Consider the following 21,516-nt stretch of genomic DNA (forward strand, 5'->3'; position numbering starts at 1 on the left):
TCGAAATCCTCCTTCTGATGGATTATGCCATCTGTACCGTTCATTCGGGATTTAACGTTTTGATGATTACATCAAAGGATGAAGACCTTCCCACTTCACAGTCCAGCTACCATCCCGTGGAAATCCCGGATTCGCTTTTTCTCCTGCCCCTGTCCAGCCGGCGGCCATCATGGCGACAGCGGTTAGGAGACCACCGTTCCCGGGAAGATATGCCCACAACCCTGCTCTCTGATAGTTGTGTCCATTAGGCAAATACGTGTTCTTCGTGGCATCCATCATCAGAAAATCCACTGCAAGCTCTGGTTCATTCAATCTGGCCGCTGTCATCGCGCACATCGGAAAATCCCAACCCCAGGCGGATTCCCAGTCCCAGCATTCTTTGACCTTGAGCAACGTATTTCTCATGATCTCCGGATCGATTAATGAACCTGGCAATAGTCCAAGTGCTCCAACCATCGAGGGATGATCATGGTTTTTAACAGTGTAAGTGTCCGGACAATTCTCGTGTGCGAGATAAACTCCGTTCTCATGTCGAGGTTTAGCCATGTGCGAAGCCACTCTTCGCCAGTCTGGATTGGCTGGATGATTTAAACGCTCTGCCCAAAGGATGGCTATCTCCAAACCGAATTTCCAGTACTCCAGTTCATAGGGCGGATTCAAACTATCGGTCATGGCGTGATTCTCCTGCGCAGGAATAAGCGGCGGACCTAACACATACGCTTGCCTTTTCCCATCCCAATGGGCATAGGACACCATAAAGTCAGCTGCTTCAAATACGATATCCCTATACCTTGTTAACATAGCAGGGTCAGGCCGGGACAAATAACACATCTCAGCTAGTGCCATGGGATGTGGTTGCTGCCAGATCAATCCCGGAGCTACCGGCGACGGAGTCTGATGCCCGTTATAACCCACCATTTTGGGCCATCGCGCACCGACATAACCTTGAGAGCGTGCCAGTTCGTGTGCTTCTGGCAGGATGGTCAGGTACCAGTCCAGACTCTTGCACAACAGATCGGTCCGATTCCAGAGTGGAAAATGCGCTGCATGCCACCAATGCATCTCCAGATGCATTTTTCCGAACCAGCTGTTATACATATATCCGGTCTCTTGTGGTGGTATGGACCCACCACTGTGCACCGCACTCAGGAACTGGGACAGGACTACTCTACGCTCCAGTTCAGCGGCACGCGGATCTGAACTGCCTTCAAAATCAATCACTCCGCCATCGTTCCAGAACTGATTCCAGTGGACCGAGCTTGATCGCAACACTGTATCTGCTGGCAAGGTTTCCGGCTTATGTGCAGCAAAAGATACACTGCACGACCAAATGTCCGAGTCTGGTACGGCCTTGGGAGATAGTGTGAATTCATGAGTTCCCGTCTGTTCCAGTTGGCCTGCGTCCCAGATCCATTCCAATGCATACTCATCTTCATCCAGCACACGTTTCAACGATGCGGAAGTCGAAGTGAACGATGTCAGCACAGTAGAATGTCTGTCATTTTGCTTCCAGTCGGGGAATACTGATTTTGACCAGCTCCGGTGTGTCATATCGGGCGCTGGAAATAGAACAAAAAGTTGCAGACGCTGCTTACGGATTAATTCGGATTGTACACAAATGGCGATACAATCGAGCCGTGGGTCACAGGCTGTCTCTACACGCACTTCTTCCCCCTGTACGGTAAATTCACTGTGCAGAATTCCGGTCCATAGATTCAATTCCTGACGTACCGGAACGACATGGGTGACGTCCGTCTCCTGACCATCTTCTCCTAGCAAACGAAATGAAATGCGTCCAAGCTGAACTCGATGCGGGTTCTGCCTAAGCCAATGATAGGCTTCTTCCTTGTCTTCGGGCTTCATGGGGTATGGCACTTTGCGGCCATATGTCTCAAATGCCTGATAGATAATATCCTCATCTCCGAATACATGATGACCGCCCGTATAATGCCAACCCCAGTTGGATTGTGTACCAAGAGGTAGTTCATACAGTTCTGGATACGTCTGAAGTCCCGTAAAATCAGCACTGAATGCAAATTCTCCATTACCTACAGATAAAGGCGATCTGGGCTCAAGTTGCGTTAATACGGGATGATTCCTGGTGACGACCGATTGTCGATCCATCAATGGCTCTGCCTCCTTGTCATTCTATGGGTTCAAGTATGGGTCATGATTCCCGTAGTACACCCCTGCGGCTTCGCATTACCTCCCTGTACTTGCCCGGTGTAATGTCTTTGTATTTTCGATACACACGAATAAAGCTGTTCTCATGCTGATAACCCACCATCGTTGCGATCTCGGAAATTCTATAATCCGTATCCAGCAATAGTTCACAGGCACGTTCCATGCGAAGCTTAGTGAAATATCCGTGGATGGTATCACCCATTTCCTGCTTGAACAACTGACTTGCCAAACTGCTTCCGATCCCGGCATGCTCGGCAATCTCCTGAATGCTTACCGGGTCTTCCAGGTGGTTATTCATAAATGCAATCATCAGTTGACACAGTATGAAATCCTTGCTGAGCATAAGACTACCGAACCATTCTGCCAAACCTTCGATCTGGCTTCGCAGCACTTCACAGACAGCCTCCAGATGCATGGTCTGCATATCCACCATTTCGAGTCCGAAACCTTCTGTCTCGCGCTTCAGGCGAATTCGTTCAAGTGTAGCTGCAACAGCTTCAAGAAAGGCCAGCGCTGATGAAGGATGCCATTGCTCGTGGGTCATTCGACCAACTATCTTGTCAAAAGTCCTCAGGGCTTCTTCACCCCTGCCTGCTTCGACGGTCTCCGTCAGTTGAGTCATGAATTCAAGTTCTTCCAATGTGTTCTCGGTTGGTTGCAGACCCGAGATCTCTTCAAACGAAATAACTCGTTCATACCCCAGGTAGAATCTGTAATCCAGCGCACTTTCTGCCTCATGCATGGCTCGCTGAAGTCGCATGAATCCGTCGTGCCCCCCGCTTACACCGCTCGACACCTGAAACTTGAGCAAGCGAGGAATCATGCCAATCGTCTCTCGTATTGCTGTCGCTACGCTCTTGCTACCGCCAGAATGAATCGGTTGCAGCATCACGAGCATCCGGTCTCTGCCCAGATCGGCTGATAACACCCGCCATTGTCCAGACAACAGTTCAGCTATGATATTACCAATGGCAAATTTCAGCAGGGAGTGATCTGACTTCGTAAAGCGCTCACACCAGGCCTTATAATTATCAATCGACAACAAGGCAACAGAGAGTGGCTCATCGCTCCAATCCTTGAAATAACGGCACCATTTCTCGCTAATTTCCCGACTTCCTGTCATATGTCCGTTATAGATATCCGTCAGAAATTTGGATGAAGCTTCCGGAAGGGTCTGCCTGAGATTGATGGCCTGCTGAGCATGATCCGTTAGCAGTTGCCCCGTTATTTTCTCCAGATCAATCTGCTCCGGATGGATTCTCTCCTGGTCGTAACCGCTGAGCAGTTGTCTCATGCGTCTTACCGGTCTAAAAGCAGCTGCATTGTAAACTGTGATCGTAACCGCTCCTGCTACAAGAGCCAACAAAGATACGACAAAAACAATATTGCGGATCTTCTGTGCATTAGCCAGGAGACTGTCTTGTGATATCACGGACAGATAACGCCATCCGGTGTACGGTGAAATGGTCTGTGAAGCCAGTAAAAGCTTACCTTCATGTTTAAACTCACCAAGCTTTTCACCATCCAATTGGGTGAGTACATGACTGACCGCATCCTCTCCGACGGCATAATTGCCGAGATCATATAAAGGCTGGTTGTTGGTGTCGAGGATGAACCGATGGCTGTCAAGGTCGGAGACGGATGAGAGCAGCATGTGCTCGAACATCTTCTCTGTCTTGAAATTAACTGCGATAATCCCTTTCAACTCGCCAGCGATCATTATTTTTCGGTAAAGTGTAATTTGCGGCATGGACACACCAGAAGATGTGGAAATCTCACGTTGCTTGACCAGCATGGGACGATCTTCAAGTTCATCGGCAACGCTAACCCAATCCGAATCCGGGAAATTAACTTTGCTGGAGCTGTAGCCTTGTGGGAAGGCAACAATGCTCTCCCGATTCATATCAAAAATGTAAGCGCTCTTAATAAAAGACGTACTACTGATTAAGGTTTCCAGAAATTGTACCAGTTCCGTAATGATGCGGTATGATCCCTGTACTTCATTGGTGAGAAATCGGTATACATTACTGTTCAGTGCAATTTTCACCGCAATCTGGTCACTTTCCCGGATCACTTCATCAATATCATTCATGCTGATACGCAGCATCTGGTGTTGCGGCTCACTTAATTCCTGCTGTAACACCGATTTGGAAGAATAATACGTCGTCATCCCCACCGCAATAATAATCATGAAGACAACAACAGTCAGAATCAGCAGCAGCCGGGTCTGGGTATTGGTGAAATTGAATTTTAGCCACTTTAAGAAGGAAAGGGTCACAATTATCCCACCTCATATGCAATATACCGATATTATACCGTTCCCATATGCCCAATACGACCCGGCCCAACAGCCTATTTTCTCCCTCTAAAAAGATGATTTCTCCAATTTCTCCGGTGTTCCGACCCTTTCCGCAGCGAAAACCGGCGTGTTTGTCTGCCATTCTTGCATGGCAATAGTTTCAAGCCCAGCAAGAAGTACAATGCCGATCCCATGGGTATCATTCAGATTCCAACCCAGTTCATGCTTGTAATAGTGATTCGTGAAGGAGTAGCTGGAGCCACGACATACGCCGTATACATTGCCTCTTTTATCAATTGTGCGCTCCGATAGCCCCTTCCACCCTTGATACGCCGCTTGTGCATAGGGTTTTGGATCTAAAAGCCAACCCTTTCGCACCCCTCGGGCATACGCATAGATAAACATGGAAGTACAGGATGTTTCCTCATACGACTCCGGGTCCGTTAATACCTGATGCCACAGTCCGTTTCTGCCCTGCAATGTCAAGTACCCTTCACATAATTCCCTGTAGAACTGAATGAGAACTATATAGGATGAATGCTGTTGAGGAAGGGCCGTGAGCAGCTCCGATATGGAGAACAGTACCCAGCCGTTGCCTCGGCCCCAAGGGGTCCGTGTTGGCTCACCTCGCTCCACATCGAATACATGGGACATGATTTGACGCTCTGGAATATACAGATACTTTTTATACAAAAGAACCTGTCTTGCCGCTTCATCCAGCAGCTTATCGTCACCCGACCATTCGGCGTATCTACACAGGAACGGGATGCTCATATACAGATCATCACACCACATCGTGTTATCCATTGATCTGGAGACACCAATCTTGCGGTACAAAGTGCCATCTTCCAGACGGGACTGTTGATGCAAAATATAGTCAGCGATATGAGCTGCCGTCTCTGAAACGCCGTCCAACTTGCGTTCCCGATCGGCAAGCAGCATGGTGGCGCCGAAAGATCCACAGTCGTCCAGGCTGTCGATATGGGAGAGCTGATTATTCAGCCCAGCTGCACCATAACGTTCTCTGTCCCATAAGGAGTAGCTGAAACGTGAAGAGGCAAATTCAATGTGATTCAGCACGTAATCTCGAATATCCGATCGTTGACCCGCTTTGCCAAGCTGAAGCAATCCGTATAACGTGACGCCCAGGGGATAGTTCCATCGGCCGAACCATTCATTTTCCAGAAATGGACGTACCTCTCCGTCTGGCAGCTCTGTTCGCCAGTATACGCTTTCACCTGTTCCGCTACGAGCAGTCCGCTTCATCTTCTGGCAGGAAGCCAGATCAATCTCCTGTTCCGCTTGAAAAGGACCCAGGTACAGCCACTTGCCTCTGTGCCCCTTCACATCCAGTGCGGGTGTCAACATCTCATTTGTAGTTGCATCCATACGGAATCCCCAATCCCGGTCTCCACCTACACAGTTCGCTGTCAGATCTTGCACGTCAGCTGACAATGGCAGTTCGAAGCGAAAGCGTCCGGCATGCTCTTGATGGAATACCACCTTGCCCTCCACCGAGAATTCAATCGGGCTGTAGGCCTCACCAGAGATTAGCACAGTCTCCTTGCCACATTTCGTACCACCTATCTTCGTCCATGCATACGCAGACATGCCGCTGGTCAGTCCATACATCCGTGCCAACTGTCCATAAGGCGATGCCTTCTCGGGGTCTTCCTCCCGAGGCAACCAGTTAACGCCAGTGGCCTTCTCTCGCATGGGGCCAGAAGGAATTTCCGACAACGGAAAATCCAAAGGCTCGCTGTAGAGCCAGCCTTCTTCCCCATCTCGTTCGAGCGAAGGCACAATGAAGTGAAGTGGTTTGTTCTTCCGGGAGCCAGTGCCAAACTGGCCACCTCCCCCCTTTTCCCCTAATTTGAATTCAAGAACGAAATGATTCCAGCCTCTGACCAGTCCACATTTCAGTTTCAGAACAGGAATCGCTGGATATTCCTCTTCAGGTGCAGAACCATAGATCAGCACGCCATTATGATATAGCCTAACAGGTCCGAAGCAGGTGATATGAAAAATAAATTCCTGATCACTGTCACTCCACAGTTTGGCCCATGCATAGACCAGTTGTCCTCTCTGCATGTCGGGGAATAGACCCTCCAATGGAAAATCATAGCGGTGATCATCGGACTTGCGCACAAGTCCTGATCTACTTACCCTGTAGACCGGGGGATGCGGAGGATTGGCGCCAATATACCTTCCCGCAATGCTCATCAGGGCGTGCATAACGTCTTCACCACTGTGATAAGCCATACTCTCCTCCGGTTCAAAATACACAGGTCTGCTCATGTCACTTCTCCCTCCCTTTGTGTGTGGGCACTCTGCTGTTCCAACCACCCAGCACTTCGTCTATGGAAATAGGCCGATGCTCTTCCACAGATCGCCACACTGCTTCTCCAGCGGCAACGGAATAAGCGCCGTCTTCAGCGCCAGACAGAATTCGGTAAGGGCGTCTCTTATCTTCGCCGAGGAAAATATCCTCCAGCAGCAGTGGATCTCCTCCTCCATGTCCGCCTTCACGATGAACAACATGGATCGTTTCTTTTGAACCAAAGAGCGGAAAGTAATCGATTGTCTGGACGGGTGTGGGAAAAGGCGTCCGGGCCGGCATATGATACTCCAATGTTTCTAGCCTGCCCTTCGTGCCATTTATCGCCAAACGGTACCCTTCGTAAGGAAGTGAGAAATTGACCGAATAACTCATCAGCGCGCCGCCACTATATTTCACGGTTGCGGCATACGTGTCTTCAATCTCAATGGTGGAATCAAAGATACACTGGTCGGGGCGGTATGAAGTGTATGGAAACTCCTGCTGGCTTGCTGTACCGAGCTGGTTCAGATGGTCATCCGGTACCCGGATCTGACGACTGCGGGACGTCCAGCGGGAATAATAGGCGCAATCTTCTGAGACATGGCATGTACGGCAATGTCTTCCGTCCTCCTGTGCCGGATTCCATTCACCTTCAGCCCCGTAATAGTTCAGTGCTCCATAGGCAAAAACTTCAACTGGCTTTTGATTGATCCACCACTGGACCAGATCAAAGTGGTGGGTACTTTTATGGACAGACAGACCGCCCGAGAATGCCCGTTCACGGTTCCACCGTTTAAAATAACTGGAGCCGTGATGGGTATCGATATACCAGTTAAGGTCGATGGAAGTGACGCGACCGAGTTTCCCCTCCTGAATCAATTCCTTGATGCGCATGTGGATCGGCATATACCGATAATTGAACGTTACGATAACGTTGCCTTTACTTCTTGCTTCTGCTTCCAGAATGCGTCTGGCATCAGCTCCAGTAGTCGTCATCGGCTTTTCGGTGATAACATCGAGATCCCGCTCCAACGCGGCAACAATATAGTGGGCATGAGTATCGTCCCTGCCAGCCACGATGATACAGTCAGGCCGCGTCTCATCGACCATAACCCCGAAATCCGAAGCTCCATATACTGCTACTTCTGTGTGCTCAGGAAAACGGGCGCGATAGACTTCAAATCGTGCAGGATCGGTATCCAGCAAAGAGACAACCTCTGAATTATGAGAGAACAGCTCATGAATTGGTTTTGCAAATTGTCCCAATGCTCTGCCGCTGACCCCGCATAGGGCATATCTCTTTTTCATTTTCTCACCTTCTCATACCATTCCTGTACACGCTGGGTGACCACTTCGCCCCCGGAAGCATTCCATTTTTTCACATATTCATCATAAGCCTCGATCGGCAGCTCGCCGATGACAATCTTGGTCAATACCTCTTGAAACAACTTGTGAGACTGGATATCAGGAAAACCTTCATACACAGAGGCTGGCAGACCGTCACCGGCAATTTGCCGCGCATCGGCAGTGCTGACTTTGAACATGTCTTTGACCATTTGCTGCTGATCTTCCGGATATGTCTCTTCAATCCGCTTGTTCATGTCTTCTGCTGTGGTCAGATTCTTCATACCCAAGGCAAGCGGTTTGTTGTCAGCAGGTGGAAGAATGACTTTGCGTCCATCCTTGACTTCATGCTGCTCACCCTCAAGACCGAAGCGACCAAACTCATCATTTTCAGGATTATAGAAGAAGTCCAGCAGCTTCAGCGCATTTGGCGCATTATCCTGTTTGGTGGCTGGGATCATCCATTCCGGTTCACCCATGCTTTTCTGGGTGACAAAAGCTTCAAACCCTTCGGCTTTGGGCAACGGCATTGCTGCAATGTAGGCATCTGGAGCCTGGGTCAGCATCGCATTGTACCGATCTCGCACATTTGCAGGCAAATGGTACCAGCTGCCTACGAGGTTATTATTGATTTTGGCCTGCCACACTTCCCCTTTGTTAAGGAAGGTTTCATTGTCCAGCAGTTTTTCCACATATAACATGCGAATGAACTTGATTGCTTCCCGCATATTGTCGGTAGTCCCTGCGTACTGGATTTTTCCATCGTATTCATCCCATTCGGGATAACCTTCCCACATCGCTACCCCGTACATCGCAAACAAATGGTCCATCCATCTGCCGAATTCCCTGCCGCTTGTTGGCAGTTCATCCGGTTTGCCGTTGCCATTCGGGTCCTTGTCACGGAAAGCTGTGAGCAGCTCGACATAATCATCAGTGGTCTTTGGCATCTCCATGCCCACCTTATCCACCCAATCCTGACGAATTAACGGTGCACGTTCAGGCACAAGGAATACCTTGGGTACATAATAGATTTTGCCATCAGGGGAAGCAGAGCGAACGATATCCCAAGCTTCCTGAGGAATACTCTCCCACACATGGGGTGCATATTCAGGCAGGAGTTCATCCAGTGGTAACGCGCCTCCCTGCTGAATCAGTGTCTGCTCAATGCCTCCAATCGGACGCAGGATATCTGGCAGTTCATCGGAGGCAATCATCAGGTTCAAGTATTCGGATGGCTCCGAACCGGGAGGCGTTGTAATGAGCTCATACTGGACTCCCGTCTGTTCAGCAATGTATTTCACATGTGGATTATCCGCAGTTGGCAAGCTGCCAACGCCCATATGGCTTTTGAATACTTTGACTTTTGCAGCTCCACCACTGCCTTCGCCGTTACCAACGTCATTTCCGGAATTTGTAGTCGCTGATCCACAACCAGCGACCAACAGCATGGCTAGACTGAGCATTAGCGGCATCATCTTGCGGGTCAGTTGTTTTCTCATGAAATCATCCCCCTGAACATGGTTTATTCTTTCAGTGATCCGAGCAATGAACCTTTCACAAAATACTTCTGTAGATAAGGATACACCAAAATAATGGGAACGCTTGCAAAAAGTATCGTCGCTGCCTTTAACGTGGTTGTATTGAAGTTGTAATCCCCAAGAAACATATTTACCTGGGCCAGTTCCTCCGGGCTGGTTAAATACGCTCGCAGCTTCATCTGCAGAGGCCAGAGCCCTGGATCACGTAGAAACAGTACCGCCCGCTGGAACGTGTTCCAGTATCCCACCGCATAGAACAGACTGACCGTAGCCAGAACCGGCTTGGATAGCGGCAAATAAATCTGAAACAGAATCCGGAAGTCATGGCAACCGTCGATTCGGGCCGTGTCATCAAGTTCTTTGGGCAAGCTCATGAAAAAGGTACGCAGAATGACCATATTAAATGTGCCAATTACACCAGGAATAATCAGGGACCAGATGGAATTCATCATGCCCAGCTCCCTTACCGTCAGAAAGAATGGAATCATCGGGGCATTGAAAATCATCGTAATTACAATGCCCAGCATCACTTGTTTGCGAATCATGAATTCTCTGCGCGATAACGGAAAAGCGGTCAACACTGAAAATAACATACTAAGCGCAGTACCCACTACCGTAATGAATACGGTTACACCGAACGATTGCCATAAGCCCGAGCTTTGTAGAATGTGTTTCCATGACGCGAAAGTAAAGCCAACGGGCCACAGAAATACTTCTTTGGAGTCTGCCGCAACCGGCGAACTCAGGGAAACCGCAAGCAGATGTAGCAACGGAAGGAGCATCGTAAAGGCCGCAAGTGTCAGGAAAATGTAGTTGGCGGTTTGGAACAGCTTTTCTCCAATCGTCTGCTTGATCATTACCACAACCCCTCTCCTGATTTTCTCGCTAGCCGATTGAAGACCCAGAGCAGGATGAAGCCAATCACCGACTGAAATAGACCAATCGCTGTTGTTACGCTATATTGCCCTTGCAGGACACCAGAGCGGTATACGTACGTTTCAATGATATCCCCTACCGAGTAGGTCATCGGTGTCAGCAGGTTATAGATCTGATCAAAGCCAAGTTCCAGGAAATTGCCGATATTCAGCAGGAACAGGGTTAAGATCGTCGGGAACAACGCAGGCAATGTAATGTAGATCGTTTGCTTCCAGCGGTTCGCTCCGTCCATCACTGCCGCTTCATATTGCGTGGGATCAATGCCACTTACCGCAGCGAGATATATAATCGTTCCCCACCCTACCTCTTTCCAGATGGAGGACAAGACAACAATAGGTCGGAAATATTGCTCCTGCTGCATATACAGGATCGGCTCGAACCCGAACCATCCACGGACAGCGTTTACAAAACCACCCGAGGCTAGCACCTCAAACACGATCCCCCCGACAACAACCCAGGAGAGAAAATGAGGCAGATAAAACAGACTCTGCAAAAAGCGTTTGGCAAGCATTTTTCTCACTTCGTTGAACAATAGCGCTAGCAGGATCGGAGCAGGAAATCCGATCACCAGTTTGTATAAGGCAATCAGAGCTGTGTTCCGAAGCACATGATAGAAGTCCTGATACGTAAAAATAAACTTGAAGTTATCCAGGCCAACCCATGGACTGCTCCATATGCCTTTCATAATCTGAAAATTCTGAAATGCAATCACGCTTCCGCCAAGTGGAATGTACTTGAAAATAATATAGAACAAAATGCCGGGCAGGATCATGACATACAACATCCAGTGTTTTCGAATGTTACGCAGATAACTTGGTTTGACGGGTTTGTTGACTGTAACCCCGGGTTGCAACGTTGATGTTTCCGACAGCTCAGCCATACGATCGCGGGCCCCCTTTGACAGAATGATGGTGAATGACGAGCAGGCTCCTCTGTTCACATGTTAAGCGAGAGCGGGGTCAACAACAATCGTTCAATCAGCCATAGCATGAGCCAATCGCTTGCGTTACGCGGGTTTGCAGGATCGGTTCATTCACTGGCGGAATGGTTGGTACTACATTGGCAACAAAAAAAGCCGCCATAAGGCGACCTCTTAAGAATCAATGTTTGTTGTCCTTTACCATATGTATCTAGATAGTCCACGAGATCATTTCCCCAGAGTTAACGACCCGCTGTCATTGGCATCTTTAATTTGTTCATGGGTAATGAGTTTCCCTTCTTCGTTAAATCCCTTCATTACATATGGGATAGCCGCTGAAGGAGGAAGGAACACATACCAGATTAGATGTCCCGGACTCACCTCAACCAGTTTCGCTTCGGTTTCAATCACTTTTCCATCGTCCTTGGTCTCTACATATAAACGTCTAATGGATGAATCTTTAATATTACCAAATAACATCGGAAACGGGGCCGAAACTTTATCCAACTTCGGTATACTCATATAATCCAAAGCAAACTTGGTGTGTTGACCCTCACTTATGGAATAACCTCCACCCCATACCCATTTCCATCCAAACATGTTCTTGCGGGTATACTCCATTTGAAGATTACTGTTGTTTTCCCGCCCCTTTTTTTGTGTGAACAAAATCATGCCTCCGTCTACAGCCTCCTGATGAATAAATTGGGAGGTATAAAACTCACCTCTAAATTCCTGAACTGCCCTCTCAGGACTGTTCGCTATAGGAATCTGTATAGGTTCACTTAATCCCCAAACTTTAGATATCCGTTGATCGGCTAGGCCGCCTGCACGTTCATTCATATACATATATGTCAGGACTGACAAGGGCGACAGTAAAATTACCATAGCCGCGATTAGCAGGATTCTCCTGTTACGTTTGAACATCTCCAAGTGCACTCCTTATAATCACGATGAAATATTAAATACAATCACTCTGATATTACCATAATTAGCATATGGATTCTTGTCCGAGTCCAATTCGTCCAATCAAAAAAGGTCACCAATGGCGACCTTTTAAGTATTCATCGAAGCTATTCTCCCAGAAAGATGACTTCGGTTTCCAATTCAACTTGGAACGTATCATATACTTTCTTCTGAATAAATTGGATCAGATCCATATAATCCTGGGCAGTAGCATGATCCACATTTACGATAAAACCTGCATGCTTCATGGAAATTTCAGCGCCCCCGATGCGAGTGCCCTGCAAGTTACAATCCTGAATCAGTTTACCAGCAAAGTGTCCTTCCGGTCGTTTAAATACACTTCCACAAGACGGGAATTCAAGCGGCTGCTTGGATTCTCTCAGGAACGTTAATTCCTTCATTTTGCTTGCAATATCTTCCTTGTTTCCTTTTTTGAGCCCGAATTCGGCCTCCAGTATGATATAGTGATCCATCTTGAAGAGACTATTTCGATAACCAAACTTCATCTCTTCTCGCGGAATCTCCAACACTGCACCGTCTTTGGTGATCACAGTCGCACGTTCAACAACATCTGCGATCTGACCGCCATAGGCACCCGCATTCATGTAAAGTGCGCCCCCCGTGCTGCCGGGAATACCGCAAGCAAACTCCAAACCAGTTAAGCTATGCTCCAAAGCAAGTCTGGATACATCAATGATATCAACACCGCTTTGGGCAATCATGCTGTCCTCACTCACTTTAATTTGATCGAAATGACTAAGGGAAATGGTTACACCACGGATGCCTCCATCTTTAATGATGACGTTGGAGCCTTTGCCAATAACCGTCAGCGGCAATTGATGTATGTTGGCAATCTCTACGATTTTAGTGATTTCGTCTATCGTTGTTGGATGGATGAGGATATCTGCTTTACCACCAATTTTAATAAACGTGTGATTTTTTAGCGGTTCATTAAATTTCACTTTTTCCAAAGGTATGTGTTGCTCAAAAATATTCATGATTTTCTCTCCCTGCGTTCTCAAAAAGAACATGATTCCTCTATTTTAAATGGAAAAGCACTCATATTACAATCCGTCACAGTTATTTCACTTCACTGAGCCGTATAATGTATCCTTTCTTCCCTCTATTCTGATATATGATATTCACCTAACCATGCGGGATGTTACTTTCTCAATTCGTATGAGCAAAAATATAAAAAAACGCTACGGACAACTTCAGTAGCGTTTAGTGTGTATCTCAATTTAATTGTTGTGTAAATCAAGGGTTTACGTGGTTGGGATATCCGTATCCGTCAGCTCCACGGACAGTTTCCATAGACGAAGAGCTTGCTCAGGGTCGATAGCATACTTCTTGACCCCGTAGAAACCTCCATCCTCTGGAGCCATTTCACTGATGTCACAATCCTCGCAGTAGACACCGCCTTTTCCCTCAAGCTGAGGTGAAGTTGCTGCCCAGACTTGCGTCGCTGCCCCCTGCTCAGGTGTTTTGAACGCAGGGTTGGCCACTTGTCCAGATTCATCAATCCAGCCCAGCGCAATCATTTCCTCTTTGGGCATATGACGCTGTAGTGGTGTCATAATTCCGCCTGGATGAACGGAGAAAGCCCGTACTCCATGCTCTGCACCTCGACGATCCAACTCAACGCTGAATAAAATAGTTGCTGTTTTGGACTGTCCATAGGCAGGGAATTTCTCATAGCCATGTTCAAATTGGATGTCATCCCAACGAATAGGTGAGAAATGATGTCCCGCTGATGCCAAGGAAACAACACGTGCTCCCCCTTGACTAGCGAGTGCTGGCCATAACAGATTAGTCAGGGCAAAGTGACCCAGATGATTTGTTGCAAATTGAGCTTCCCAGCCAGGACCAACCCGCGTCTCCGGGCAAGCCATGATGCCCGCATTAAGAATCAGCATGTCGATGTTGCGATCACTCGCCAGAAACCGCTCGGCAAAAGCACGAACGCTGGATAAATCAGCGAGGTCCAATGCATCTATTTCAACACCATCCAGACCAGAAAGTGCTTCCTTCGCAACCGCTGGACGACGTGCAGTCACCACTACACGGGCTCCCGCATTAACAAGCGCACGTGTCGTCTCCAACCCGAGGCCGGAATATCCACCCGTTACAATAGCAAGCTGTCCTGACAAGTCCAGATCTTTCAATACATCCTCCGCTGTACTGTTATGGTTGAAGCCAGAGCCTATTTTATGTTGTAAAGTTCTAAAATTATTTTCCTGTGTCATTCTGTTCATCTCCTTGGCAATATTTCTTCTTCTTCTTCAAAGTCTACACCCTAGAGCGTACTCTAAGTCAAATGGAAGTGAATACATCACCTCGCAACTTCTCCGTGAAATCTGCAAAAGTAAAAAAGTCGCCAGTTGGCGACTTTCGTTGAAAAGATTATAGTCATCTAGGTTACGAATCACCCTGAACGGTGGATAACGAAACAAGGACCGGGCTGGCGAAATCAGAGGCCTCTTCTCCTTTTGGATTATGAAGACGGAATAAAAATGCGTCCCCTTCTTCTGATTTCCAGACCATATAATCGCTAATTCCTTCTTCACCAGAGGCCTGAAGATAGAGCTCGGCATAACCAAGCGGGTGTTCTACCAGTTCTCCACTATAATCGGATACCTTACCGGCTTTTTCTAATTCTTCTTTACCCGCTGTCTCCAGTTCTGCCAGATTATAATCCGAAGGCAGTGGTTCAATATCCACATAATAGTCAGCATTACTAGTCAGTGACAGACGGCCTTGAGCAGCATCAAATGTGAATTTCTCGAATACGTACAAGGAAAATCCTTCTCCTTGTTGCAAAGTCGCTTCTAGTGATTGATTGCCATCTGCCGTCAACATTTCAAAACTTTCGGTCTGTTGACGCTTGGTTTCATTTCCTGTTGAAGGTGCTGGAGCAGATTCACCTACTGGCATTGATGGTTCAGGGATAGCCGAAGGTTCATTACTACCAGAGCAAGCTGTAAGTGTTAGAACTATAACGATTAACGAGATACTCATCATAATAGAACGTGGTTGAAACATCAGGTTCATTCCTCCCTGTCTATATTCTGCGCTTACATGTTATTACCCATGGCAGAGACTCGGAACCCATAGGTCCAACCTATGAGTTTATCCATAATCAGTATTTCCCTTGATCCCTTCCAGTTTGTAAAATATGGAGAAAACCTCAAGGAGTGATGAGCACATGGAATTCTCAGTAAAGCAGCTGTTTGATAAGGTAGCCCAAGATTATGATGTGCAGCGAAAGCAGCTTATCCCTTGTTTTGATGATTTTTATGGAATGGCTCTGGATCTAATGGAAAGCCCGATCGATTCTCCACGTATTCTTGATCTGGGTGCAGGAACGGGACTGCTCTCCGGATTGGTCCTGCAAAAGTATCCCAACGCGCGATTAACCCTGATCGATATTAGTGATCATATGCTCGAAGGAGCACGTCGAAGATTTGCTGATGCGAACCAAGTGCAGTATGTGGTCGGGGATTACTCCAAGTACGATTTCACCAGTTCCTACGACATGATTATTTCCTCCCTGTCTATTCACCATCTGACCAACGCTGACAAGAAAAAGGTGTTTGACTCTGTACATAAGCTGTTAGAACCAGGTGGATGCTTCATCAACGCAGATCAGGTTCAGGGAAGAACCCTCGATACGGACACCTATTACCGCCAGCGCTGGTTAGAAGCGATTCAACAAAGTGGTTTGTCTGAGGAAGCCATCTCGGCTTCGATCGAAAGACGCAAGGTGGATATCAATGCCACGCTGGAGGATCAATTGAAGTGGTTGGAGGAAGCGGGGTTTCGTGTGGCAGATTGCATGTACAAGTATTTGGACTTTGCAGTGTTTTATGCGCAAAAATAAAAAAAGACCGGATTATGAGCAAGCTATGCCGTAATCCAGTCTTCTCACATATTTTTCATTCTAAATCACTTATTTCAGCGATGCTGGCAGCTTAACGCCGAGAAGTTTGCCTTCGGCTTGGATGATGATCATTCCGTTTGTCTTCAATGTCGTGTTGTGCAGATCTCCCCCGGTAGCGACTCGAAAAGCTGGCTGACCCGTCATCATGTTGAGGGCAAGCAGGGTGCCGTTACGTTGCGCTCGATACATTCCTTTACCGTAAACATCAATCTGAGAAACCGGGGCATCACCATGCCACTGAACCTCCTGACCATTAGCCAGCTTAATGCCTTTAAGTTCACCTGTCTCGAGGTTTTTGTACACCAGCCGTTGCTGTACAATGCCAAGTAACTCCATTTTGTCCCCGTAAGGTTGGTGAAACGTTCGAATTGGCGTAGTTGCCGACTTGGTTGTATTCAACGAATACTCCGCTATGTTGTCCCCCTGCGCAATGTACAGTTTGTCTTTATTGACAAGTATACCTCCTCTACCATTCATATACGGTGGGTCACCCGGCATGGTCCACCTGTACTCCTGACTTCCTTTCAACACACCGGTCTTCAGGTTGTACGCATTAACTTTCCATTTGCGTTCAGGTGAAGACTCATCATCTTCCAACATTGGAGAATAAAAATCCACCGAATACACAAGACCGTCTTTGATCTGAATACCTTCCCCCTGACCAAAATGACCCCATAACTTCTTTCCCGTTTTCTTGTCATACGCATTAAGTTGAACGGATGTAAGTGCCCCTTGGACAAAAAAGGTTCTCAGTACAATACCATTAGACTCTTCAAGATATTCAGTACCGTGACCTTCGCCTAATGGCTCATCTGCCTTCCAGCGCAGTTTGCCTGACTGCATATCCAGTGCAAACGTTGTACTCCCCTTAATCACGTAGAGGGTATCCACCGTTGGAATCAGCACTTCCGTACGTTGAACCGTATCAATCCAGGTGGATGTTCCTGACTGCCATTTGGCTTTGCCTGTCTTTGCATTCAAGGCATATGGCTTGTGATCACTGGTAAGTCCGTAGAGGACGCCGCCTTGATAAGTAATATAAGGTGTCAGTTCTTTGCCGTAAGTCCACAACCGTTTACCTGTTGTCGCATCAAGTGCAACCAACTTCGATCCAGCAAACGTGAATACTTTGCCTTCTTCTGCAATGGCATTAGCTCCGATGTACGTCTCGTTCATATTCAAATGGTTATCTACTTTCGCTGTCCAAGTAGGTTTCAGTTCAGGCACTGTGATGCGCTGATACGAGTACCAGTTACGGATGGATACATCCGATGCTTCAGCATGTACCTGAGATGGCAACACGCCAATGACTCCGTGAACCATTAATATTCCGGCAGTAAGGCCTGCAACGATGGGTCTGCCTGCTCTTCTTTTGATATGCTTCATTGTGTGACGTTTATGTCGATTGATCATAGAAAGTGATTCCTCCTGTGAAAAATGAGCCTAATATATAACTACATAAAATATAACGAGCAGTGAGGCCGAAAAGTTACCAGATTGTTAAATTATTCTAATAAAAAAATCAAAAAAGCCGCCATAAAGGCGACTTCCTGAATACGACATTATTTATGTGACAAATTGCGAATGTGATTTTGTAACGCACTCCCTACTTTACTTTAATTCAATCTGGAATACATCACCAGCGTCCCCACCAAAAACGATAAAACCACTTTTCGGGAGCTTCGTCGATTCCGGATTGGTTGCTACAGAGAAGTCAACCATTTCCCCTTTATCATTATACACTGCATAACCTCCGGTCTTCGGAGAATCCACCGTGATGGATTTGTTACCCGATCGGGCGTTGATCGCATACCACCGGGCTTGACCGTTTGCCGGAATAGTCGTAATTCCTTTTTTCCCACCAAAGATTGGAGTAATTGCATCCTCTGCAATGTATTCCTGTCCATCCTGAATCAAAATCTCAGCGCCATGCTTCGCGTAAAATTGCAGATCAAACGCGTCTCTTCCGTTCATCACAGGAATCTGGGCGACATTCTCTGCGTTGTTCGTATCCTTGATTTGCGTACCATTGGCGTAACCATTTTCTGCATCAACGGATAGATTCTTAATCAGCATCGATGGAAGCAGATAAAAGATCGATGTTATTTTTTCATCCAACGCGTAATATTTCGAGCCGTCACGAGTTGTCCACTTCTCTTTGGTTGCTGCGTCAAGCGCATTATGATCCAGTTTTTGATAATCATACGTGTTCATTACCGTTTGGCCTATGCCGGGTAACGTTATCATGCCTTGAACTTTAACATACACCTTGTCATTACGTTCCTTCACAAAACTAGCTTTCACACTGCCATCCGCACTTGTAAAATGTTCGTCGCCTGTGTACACATAGTTCTGCTCAGGAATAATTCCTCCCAGCAAAGCAGGCAGTTGCATCTCACCATCCTTAATCGCTATATCCAATGTCTCTCCTACCGTACCATAGAGACCGGAGTACGAATTTAATTCTGTTGGCATCTTCACTTTGACAGGTGGTGAGAATTTCTGATCAGGCTGAACATCGTCGATGATGCCCTGATCCTCGAGAACGTCCAGCAGCACTTTACTGGCAAACATCTGATTGTAGACGGAAGATCCACCAGATGATAGAACCGCCATTGAAATATCATGTTCGGGTATAGTGATTAACACGGCATGGTACAACATGGTATCCCCACCTTTGGCAAGCGCGGTAATCCCATAATCGCTGAAAGGTGCAAGGTCAACCGCGTCCCACCCCAAGCCATAATTGATCGTATTTTGCTCATCAGATACCCATATGCCCTTACGATACTCATGAGATTGCATGGCCTTCACTGCAGATTCGGACAGAATATCCGGTCTGTTCCCCATTAAAACCTCTCCGAATTGACTCAATTCTTCTGCGGTGGAGTACACTCCGCCTGTGCCGATAATGTTTGCATTTTCGGTAGGCATCTTCATCTCAAGTGTAGGCCAATAGGTTTCGGATAACTGCGCTCTGTCAAAGGAATCCAAGGGTGTCTTCGTTGATTCCAACTTCAACGGCTCGCTGATGTACTTGGCGATATATTCGCTGTAGCTTAACCCACTCACCCGTTCCACCATAAGCTCCAGCAACTGGAAGCCATCATTGCAGTAGACGGAATAGGTACCCGGCTTTGATTTCAGTTTTTCGGACTGAAGTTTGAGCAATAGTTCATCATGATTGCGGGTGTCATTATCGTCAAACAACATGCTGTTTCCATAATGTGTACCGTAAAGACCGGATGAATGATTCATCAACATACGCGGTGTGATTTGAGTATATCGCGCATCTGCCATCTTAAAGTCCTTGATATACGAAGTAAGCGGCTCATCCAGATCTACTTTACCGGAATCGACCAGCTTCATGGCGGCTGCCGTAACAACCATTTTGCTAACCGAGCCTATGCCATACATGCTATCCTTGTCCACTGGCTTCTGTGAGGCCTTATCGTGCAGCCCGACACTATCTGATAAAATGTATTCCCCTTCATCCATGATCGCATATTGCACACTCGTGACACCGTAATTTTTCACCATTTCCTTGGCAATCTGCTCCGCCCGTACCTCGATCGTACCGCTGTTATTCGCCTCTGCGCTGACATCTGCCAGCGGTGTAATTACAAGCACCGCTGTACATAAAAGACTAATTAATTTCTTCATCCCATGTCCTCCCTCAAATGTTCTTATGAATGAATTCATCATATCTGGTAAGAGGCTGATCGAACGCAAACGGACCCTGAATGGAAAAAAACAATCCCCGAACGGTATGTTCAGGGATTGTCAGTGTGAAATGGAAGCACAACCATGTTGTTAAACTTTCGATGCTGATGCTCAATACTCATATGGCCACCATATTTCTCACACATTCTCGATATATTGGTTAGACCGATCCCATGGTACTCCGGATTGGGCTTGTCACTTTTCAAGTCAACAATCGGTTGCTCCACATGATTCATAATCTGGATGACGAGAGCAGATGCCGTGGAATGAATGGCAATGAGGATATATCGATCCTCCGCCTGTCTGACCTTCTTGGAGGCTTCAATTGCGTTATCAAGCATGTTACCAAGCACCACACACAGATCATATCGATCGATCTGGATATGTTGCGAGTGAAGCTGGATTTTGGTGTCGATTTTGATTCCGTTTGCCTGCCCCATAGCCAGGGTATTCGTAACGAGAGCATCAATGACCAGATTGCCGGAGTTCACCCGCTGGTATGCACCTTCAATCGTATTTAACGTAGACTTGATATGGTCACCTGCTGCCGCCAGTTCGTTACGTTGGATACATTCATCAATATACAGAAATTGCTGATTGATATCATGGATGATGGATTTAATGTTTTTGAAACTGTGAACGGTCTTCTCATAGTTGGCATCCTGGTAATCCATCTGACGTTGCAAGTCGGCATTTTCATGCGCGAGCTGTACCTTTTCCACCATATTATCGAATACATAAACAATGAACACATTGAGAAAAAGAGAGCCTAGTACAGAAAAGACATAGAATATGTTTTTTTCACTATAGATGGAGGCCACATTGATCTGATAGATTGTAATAATGGGTACGATAAGAAACAGCAAATAATAACGATAATGAACGGCAAAACTTCTACGTTTGGCGACTAGACGGACAACTTGAATAACAATGAACATGATGCTGCAACCAAGCAGCATCACCTTGGAGAGAATCCAGTGGTCATCTCCGTTGAACTGTTCCCATGAGATGAAATCTGTGGATTCCAAAACTCCGAGAATATATACAGCTATCGTATTCGCCATAGTAATCAGGACTGCATACAGGATGGTAAAAACAAGCTTGATTTTGAACTCCACTTCATAGGATTGCGCCAGACTGAAGATTAATAGCAGAGCAACAGCAGTCGAAACAAAATCGGAGAAGGAAGATGCCAAATAAAAATAACCCAGCATAACAAATACTACGAAATAGAGTGCTCTCTGTGTCTTCCGCTTGGACTTGCCCAGCACAGAATCAAAATAAAAATTCGCCTGAAATGCCATAAGTAAGGTCACAAAAATGATGGAAAAGATCATATAGGCATCCATA

15 protein-coding genes are annotated in these 21,516 nt (G+C 46.9%); 1 reads left to right on the plus strand and 14 read right to left on the minus strand.

The genetic code is table 11. The features are described from left to right. Positions 1-66 precede the first annotated feature (66 nt). From QF049_RS09090 to QF049_RS09140, 11 genes are all read right to left on the minus strand, one after another. On the minus strand, positions 67-2,124 hold the full coding sequence (locus QF049_RS09090) for a glycoside hydrolase family 65 (protein ID WP_307543150.1): 2,058 nt from the start codon (positions 2,122-2,124) through the stop codon (positions 67-69). A 43-nt stretch (positions 2,125-2,167) separates the two neighbouring features. Further along, positions 2,168-4,462: an AraC family transcriptional regulator gene (locus QF049_RS09095; protein ID WP_307536731.1), complete on the minus strand. Its 2,295-nt coding sequence runs from the start codon at positions 4,460-4,462 to the stop codon at positions 2,168-2,170. 87 nt (positions 4,463-4,549) lie between these two features. After that, positions 4,550-6,781 carry a glycoside hydrolase family 88/105 protein gene (locus QF049_RS09100; protein WP_307536734.1) on the minus strand — a complete coding sequence of 744 codons (2,232 nt, stop codon included), beginning with the start codon at positions 6,779-6,781 and terminating at the stop codon, positions 4,550-4,552. A gap of 1 nt (position 6,782) precedes the next feature. Next, positions 6,783-8,111 (minus strand): Gfo/Idh/MocA family protein, encoded by a 1,329-nt coding sequence (locus tag QF049_RS09105; protein WP_307536737.1) that lies wholly within the window; start codon positions 8,109-8,111, stop codon positions 6,783-6,785. Then, positions 8,108-9,646, minus strand: coding sequence for an extracellular solute-binding protein (locus tag QF049_RS09110; RefSeq protein ID WP_307536739.1), 1,539 nt, complete (start codon positions 9,644-9,646; stop codon positions 8,108-8,110). The genes QF049_RS09105 and QF049_RS09110 overlap by 4 nt, the downstream gene beginning before the upstream one ends. Positions 9,647-9,669: 23 nt before the next feature. Further along, positions 9,670-10,539 (minus strand): carbohydrate ABC transporter permease, encoded by an 870-nt coding sequence (locus QF049_RS09115; RefSeq protein ID WP_083679484.1) that lies wholly within the window; start codon positions 10,537-10,539, stop codon positions 9,670-9,672. Positions 10,540-10,541: 2 nt separating this feature from the next. After that, positions 10,542-11,501 (minus strand): ABC transporter permease, encoded by a 960-nt coding sequence (locus QF049_RS09120; protein WP_091016421.1) that lies wholly within the window; start codon positions 11,499-11,501, stop codon positions 10,542-10,544. Positions 11,502-11,768: 267 nt separating this feature from the next. Then, complete coding sequence (locus QF049_RS09125; RefSeq protein WP_307536741.1) at positions 11,769-12,464, minus strand: hypothetical protein; 696 nt, start codon at positions 12,462-12,464, stop codon at positions 11,769-11,771. A gap of 146 nt (positions 12,465-12,610) precedes the next feature. Then, a complete protein-coding gene (gene murB, locus QF049_RS09130; RefSeq protein ID WP_091016425.1) occupies positions 12,611-13,501 on the minus strand; it encodes a UDP-N-acetylmuramate dehydrogenase in 891 nt (296 codons plus the stop codon). Positions 13,502-13,768: 267 nt separating this feature from the next. Continuing rightward, positions 13,769-14,749 carry an SDR family NAD(P)-dependent oxidoreductase gene (locus tag QF049_RS09135; protein ID WP_307536745.1) on the minus strand — a complete coding sequence of 327 codons (981 nt, stop codon included), beginning with the start codon at positions 14,747-14,749 and terminating at the stop codon, positions 13,769-13,771. A 172-nt stretch (positions 14,750-14,921) separates the two neighbouring features. Beyond that, positions 14,922-15,545 carry a hypothetical protein gene (locus tag QF049_RS09140; protein ID WP_307536747.1) on the minus strand — a complete coding sequence of 208 codons (624 nt, stop codon included), beginning with the start codon at positions 15,543-15,545 and terminating at the stop codon, positions 14,922-14,924. A 163-nt stretch (positions 15,546-15,708) separates the two neighbouring features. On the opposite strand from QF049_RS09140, the gene QF049_RS09145 reads away from it, so the two are divergent. Then, on the plus strand, positions 15,709-16,383 hold the full coding sequence (locus tag QF049_RS09145; protein WP_307536748.1) for a class I SAM-dependent methyltransferase: 675 nt from the start codon (positions 15,709-15,711) through the stop codon (positions 16,381-16,383). Between the two features lie 69 nt (positions 16,384-16,452). On the opposite strand, the gene QF049_RS09150 is transcribed toward QF049_RS09145, so the two are convergent. The 3 genes from QF049_RS09150 to QF049_RS09160 form a co-directional block, all read right to left on the minus strand. Then, a complete protein-coding gene (locus tag QF049_RS09150) occupies positions 16,453-17,856 on the minus strand; it encodes an outer membrane protein assembly factor BamB family protein (protein ID WP_307536750.1) in 1,404 nt (467 codons plus the stop codon). Between the two features lie 198 nt (positions 17,857-18,054). After that, positions 18,055-20,106, minus strand: coding sequence for a serine hydrolase domain-containing protein (locus tag QF049_RS09155; RefSeq protein ID WP_307536752.1), 2,052 nt, complete (start codon positions 20,104-20,106; stop codon positions 18,055-18,057). Positions 20,107-20,216: 110 nt separating this feature from the next. Further along, positions 20,217-21,515, minus strand: coding sequence for a sensor histidine kinase (locus QF049_RS09160; protein WP_307536754.1), 1,299 nt, complete (start codon positions 21,513-21,515; stop codon positions 20,217-20,219). Position 21,516 lies beyond the last annotated feature (1 nt).

The sequence above is a fragment of the Paenibacillus sp. W4I10 genome, assembly GCF_030816325.1.
GTDB lineage: Bacteria > Bacillota > Bacilli > Paenibacillales > Paenibacillaceae > Paenibacillus > Paenibacillus amylolyticus_B.

Excerpts from the sequence above, each read along its gene's own strand:
- QF049_RS09090 (WP_307543150.1), bottom strand. The coding sequence starts at position 2,124 with ATGGATCGACAATCGGTCGTCACCAGGAATCATCCCGTATTAACGCAA.
- QF049_RS09100 (WP_307536734.1), bottom strand. The coding sequence starts at position 6,781 with ATGAGCAGACCTGTGTATTTTGAACCGGAGGAGAGTATGGCTTATCAC.
- QF049_RS09105 (WP_307536737.1), bottom strand. The coding sequence starts at position 8,111 with ATGAAAAAGAGATATGCCCTATGCGGGGTCAGCGGCAGAGCATTGGGA.
- QF049_RS09110 (WP_307536739.1), bottom strand. The coding sequence starts at position 9,646 with ATGAGAAAACAACTGACCCGCAAGATGATGCCGCTAATGCTCAGTCTA.
- QF049_RS09120 (WP_091016421.1), bottom strand. The coding sequence starts at position 11,501 with ATGGCTGAGCTGTCGGAAACATCAACGTTGCAACCCGGGGTTACAGTC.
- QF049_RS09125 (WP_307536741.1), bottom strand. The coding sequence starts at position 12,464 with ATGTTCAAACGTAACAGGAGAATCCTGCTAATCGCGGCTATGGTAATT.
- murB (WP_091016425.1), bottom strand. The coding sequence starts at position 13,501 with ATGAATATTTTTGAGCAACACATACCTTTGGAAAAAGTGAAATTTAAT.
- QF049_RS09135 (WP_307536745.1), bottom strand. The coding sequence starts at position 14,749 with ATGACACAGGAAAATAATTTTAGAACTTTACAACATAAAATAGGCTCT.
- QF049_RS09140 (WP_307536747.1), bottom strand. The coding sequence starts at position 15,545 with ATGTTTCAACCACGTTCTATTATGATGAGTATCTCGTTAATCGTTATA.
- QF049_RS09145 (WP_307536748.1), top strand. The coding sequence starts at position 15,709 with ATGGAATTCTCAGTAAAGCAGCTGTTTGATAAGGTAGCCCAAGATTAT.
- QF049_RS09150 (WP_307536750.1), bottom strand. The coding sequence starts at position 17,856 with ATGATCAATCGACATAAACGTCACACAATGAAGCATATCAAAAGAAGA.
- QF049_RS09155 (WP_307536752.1), bottom strand. The coding sequence starts at position 20,106 with ATGAAGAAATTAATTAGTCTTTTATGTACAGCGGTGCTTGTAATTACA.
- QF049_RS09160 (WP_307536754.1), bottom strand. The coding sequence starts at position 21,515 with ATGGATGCCTATATGATCTTTTCCATCATTTTTGTGACCTTACTTATG.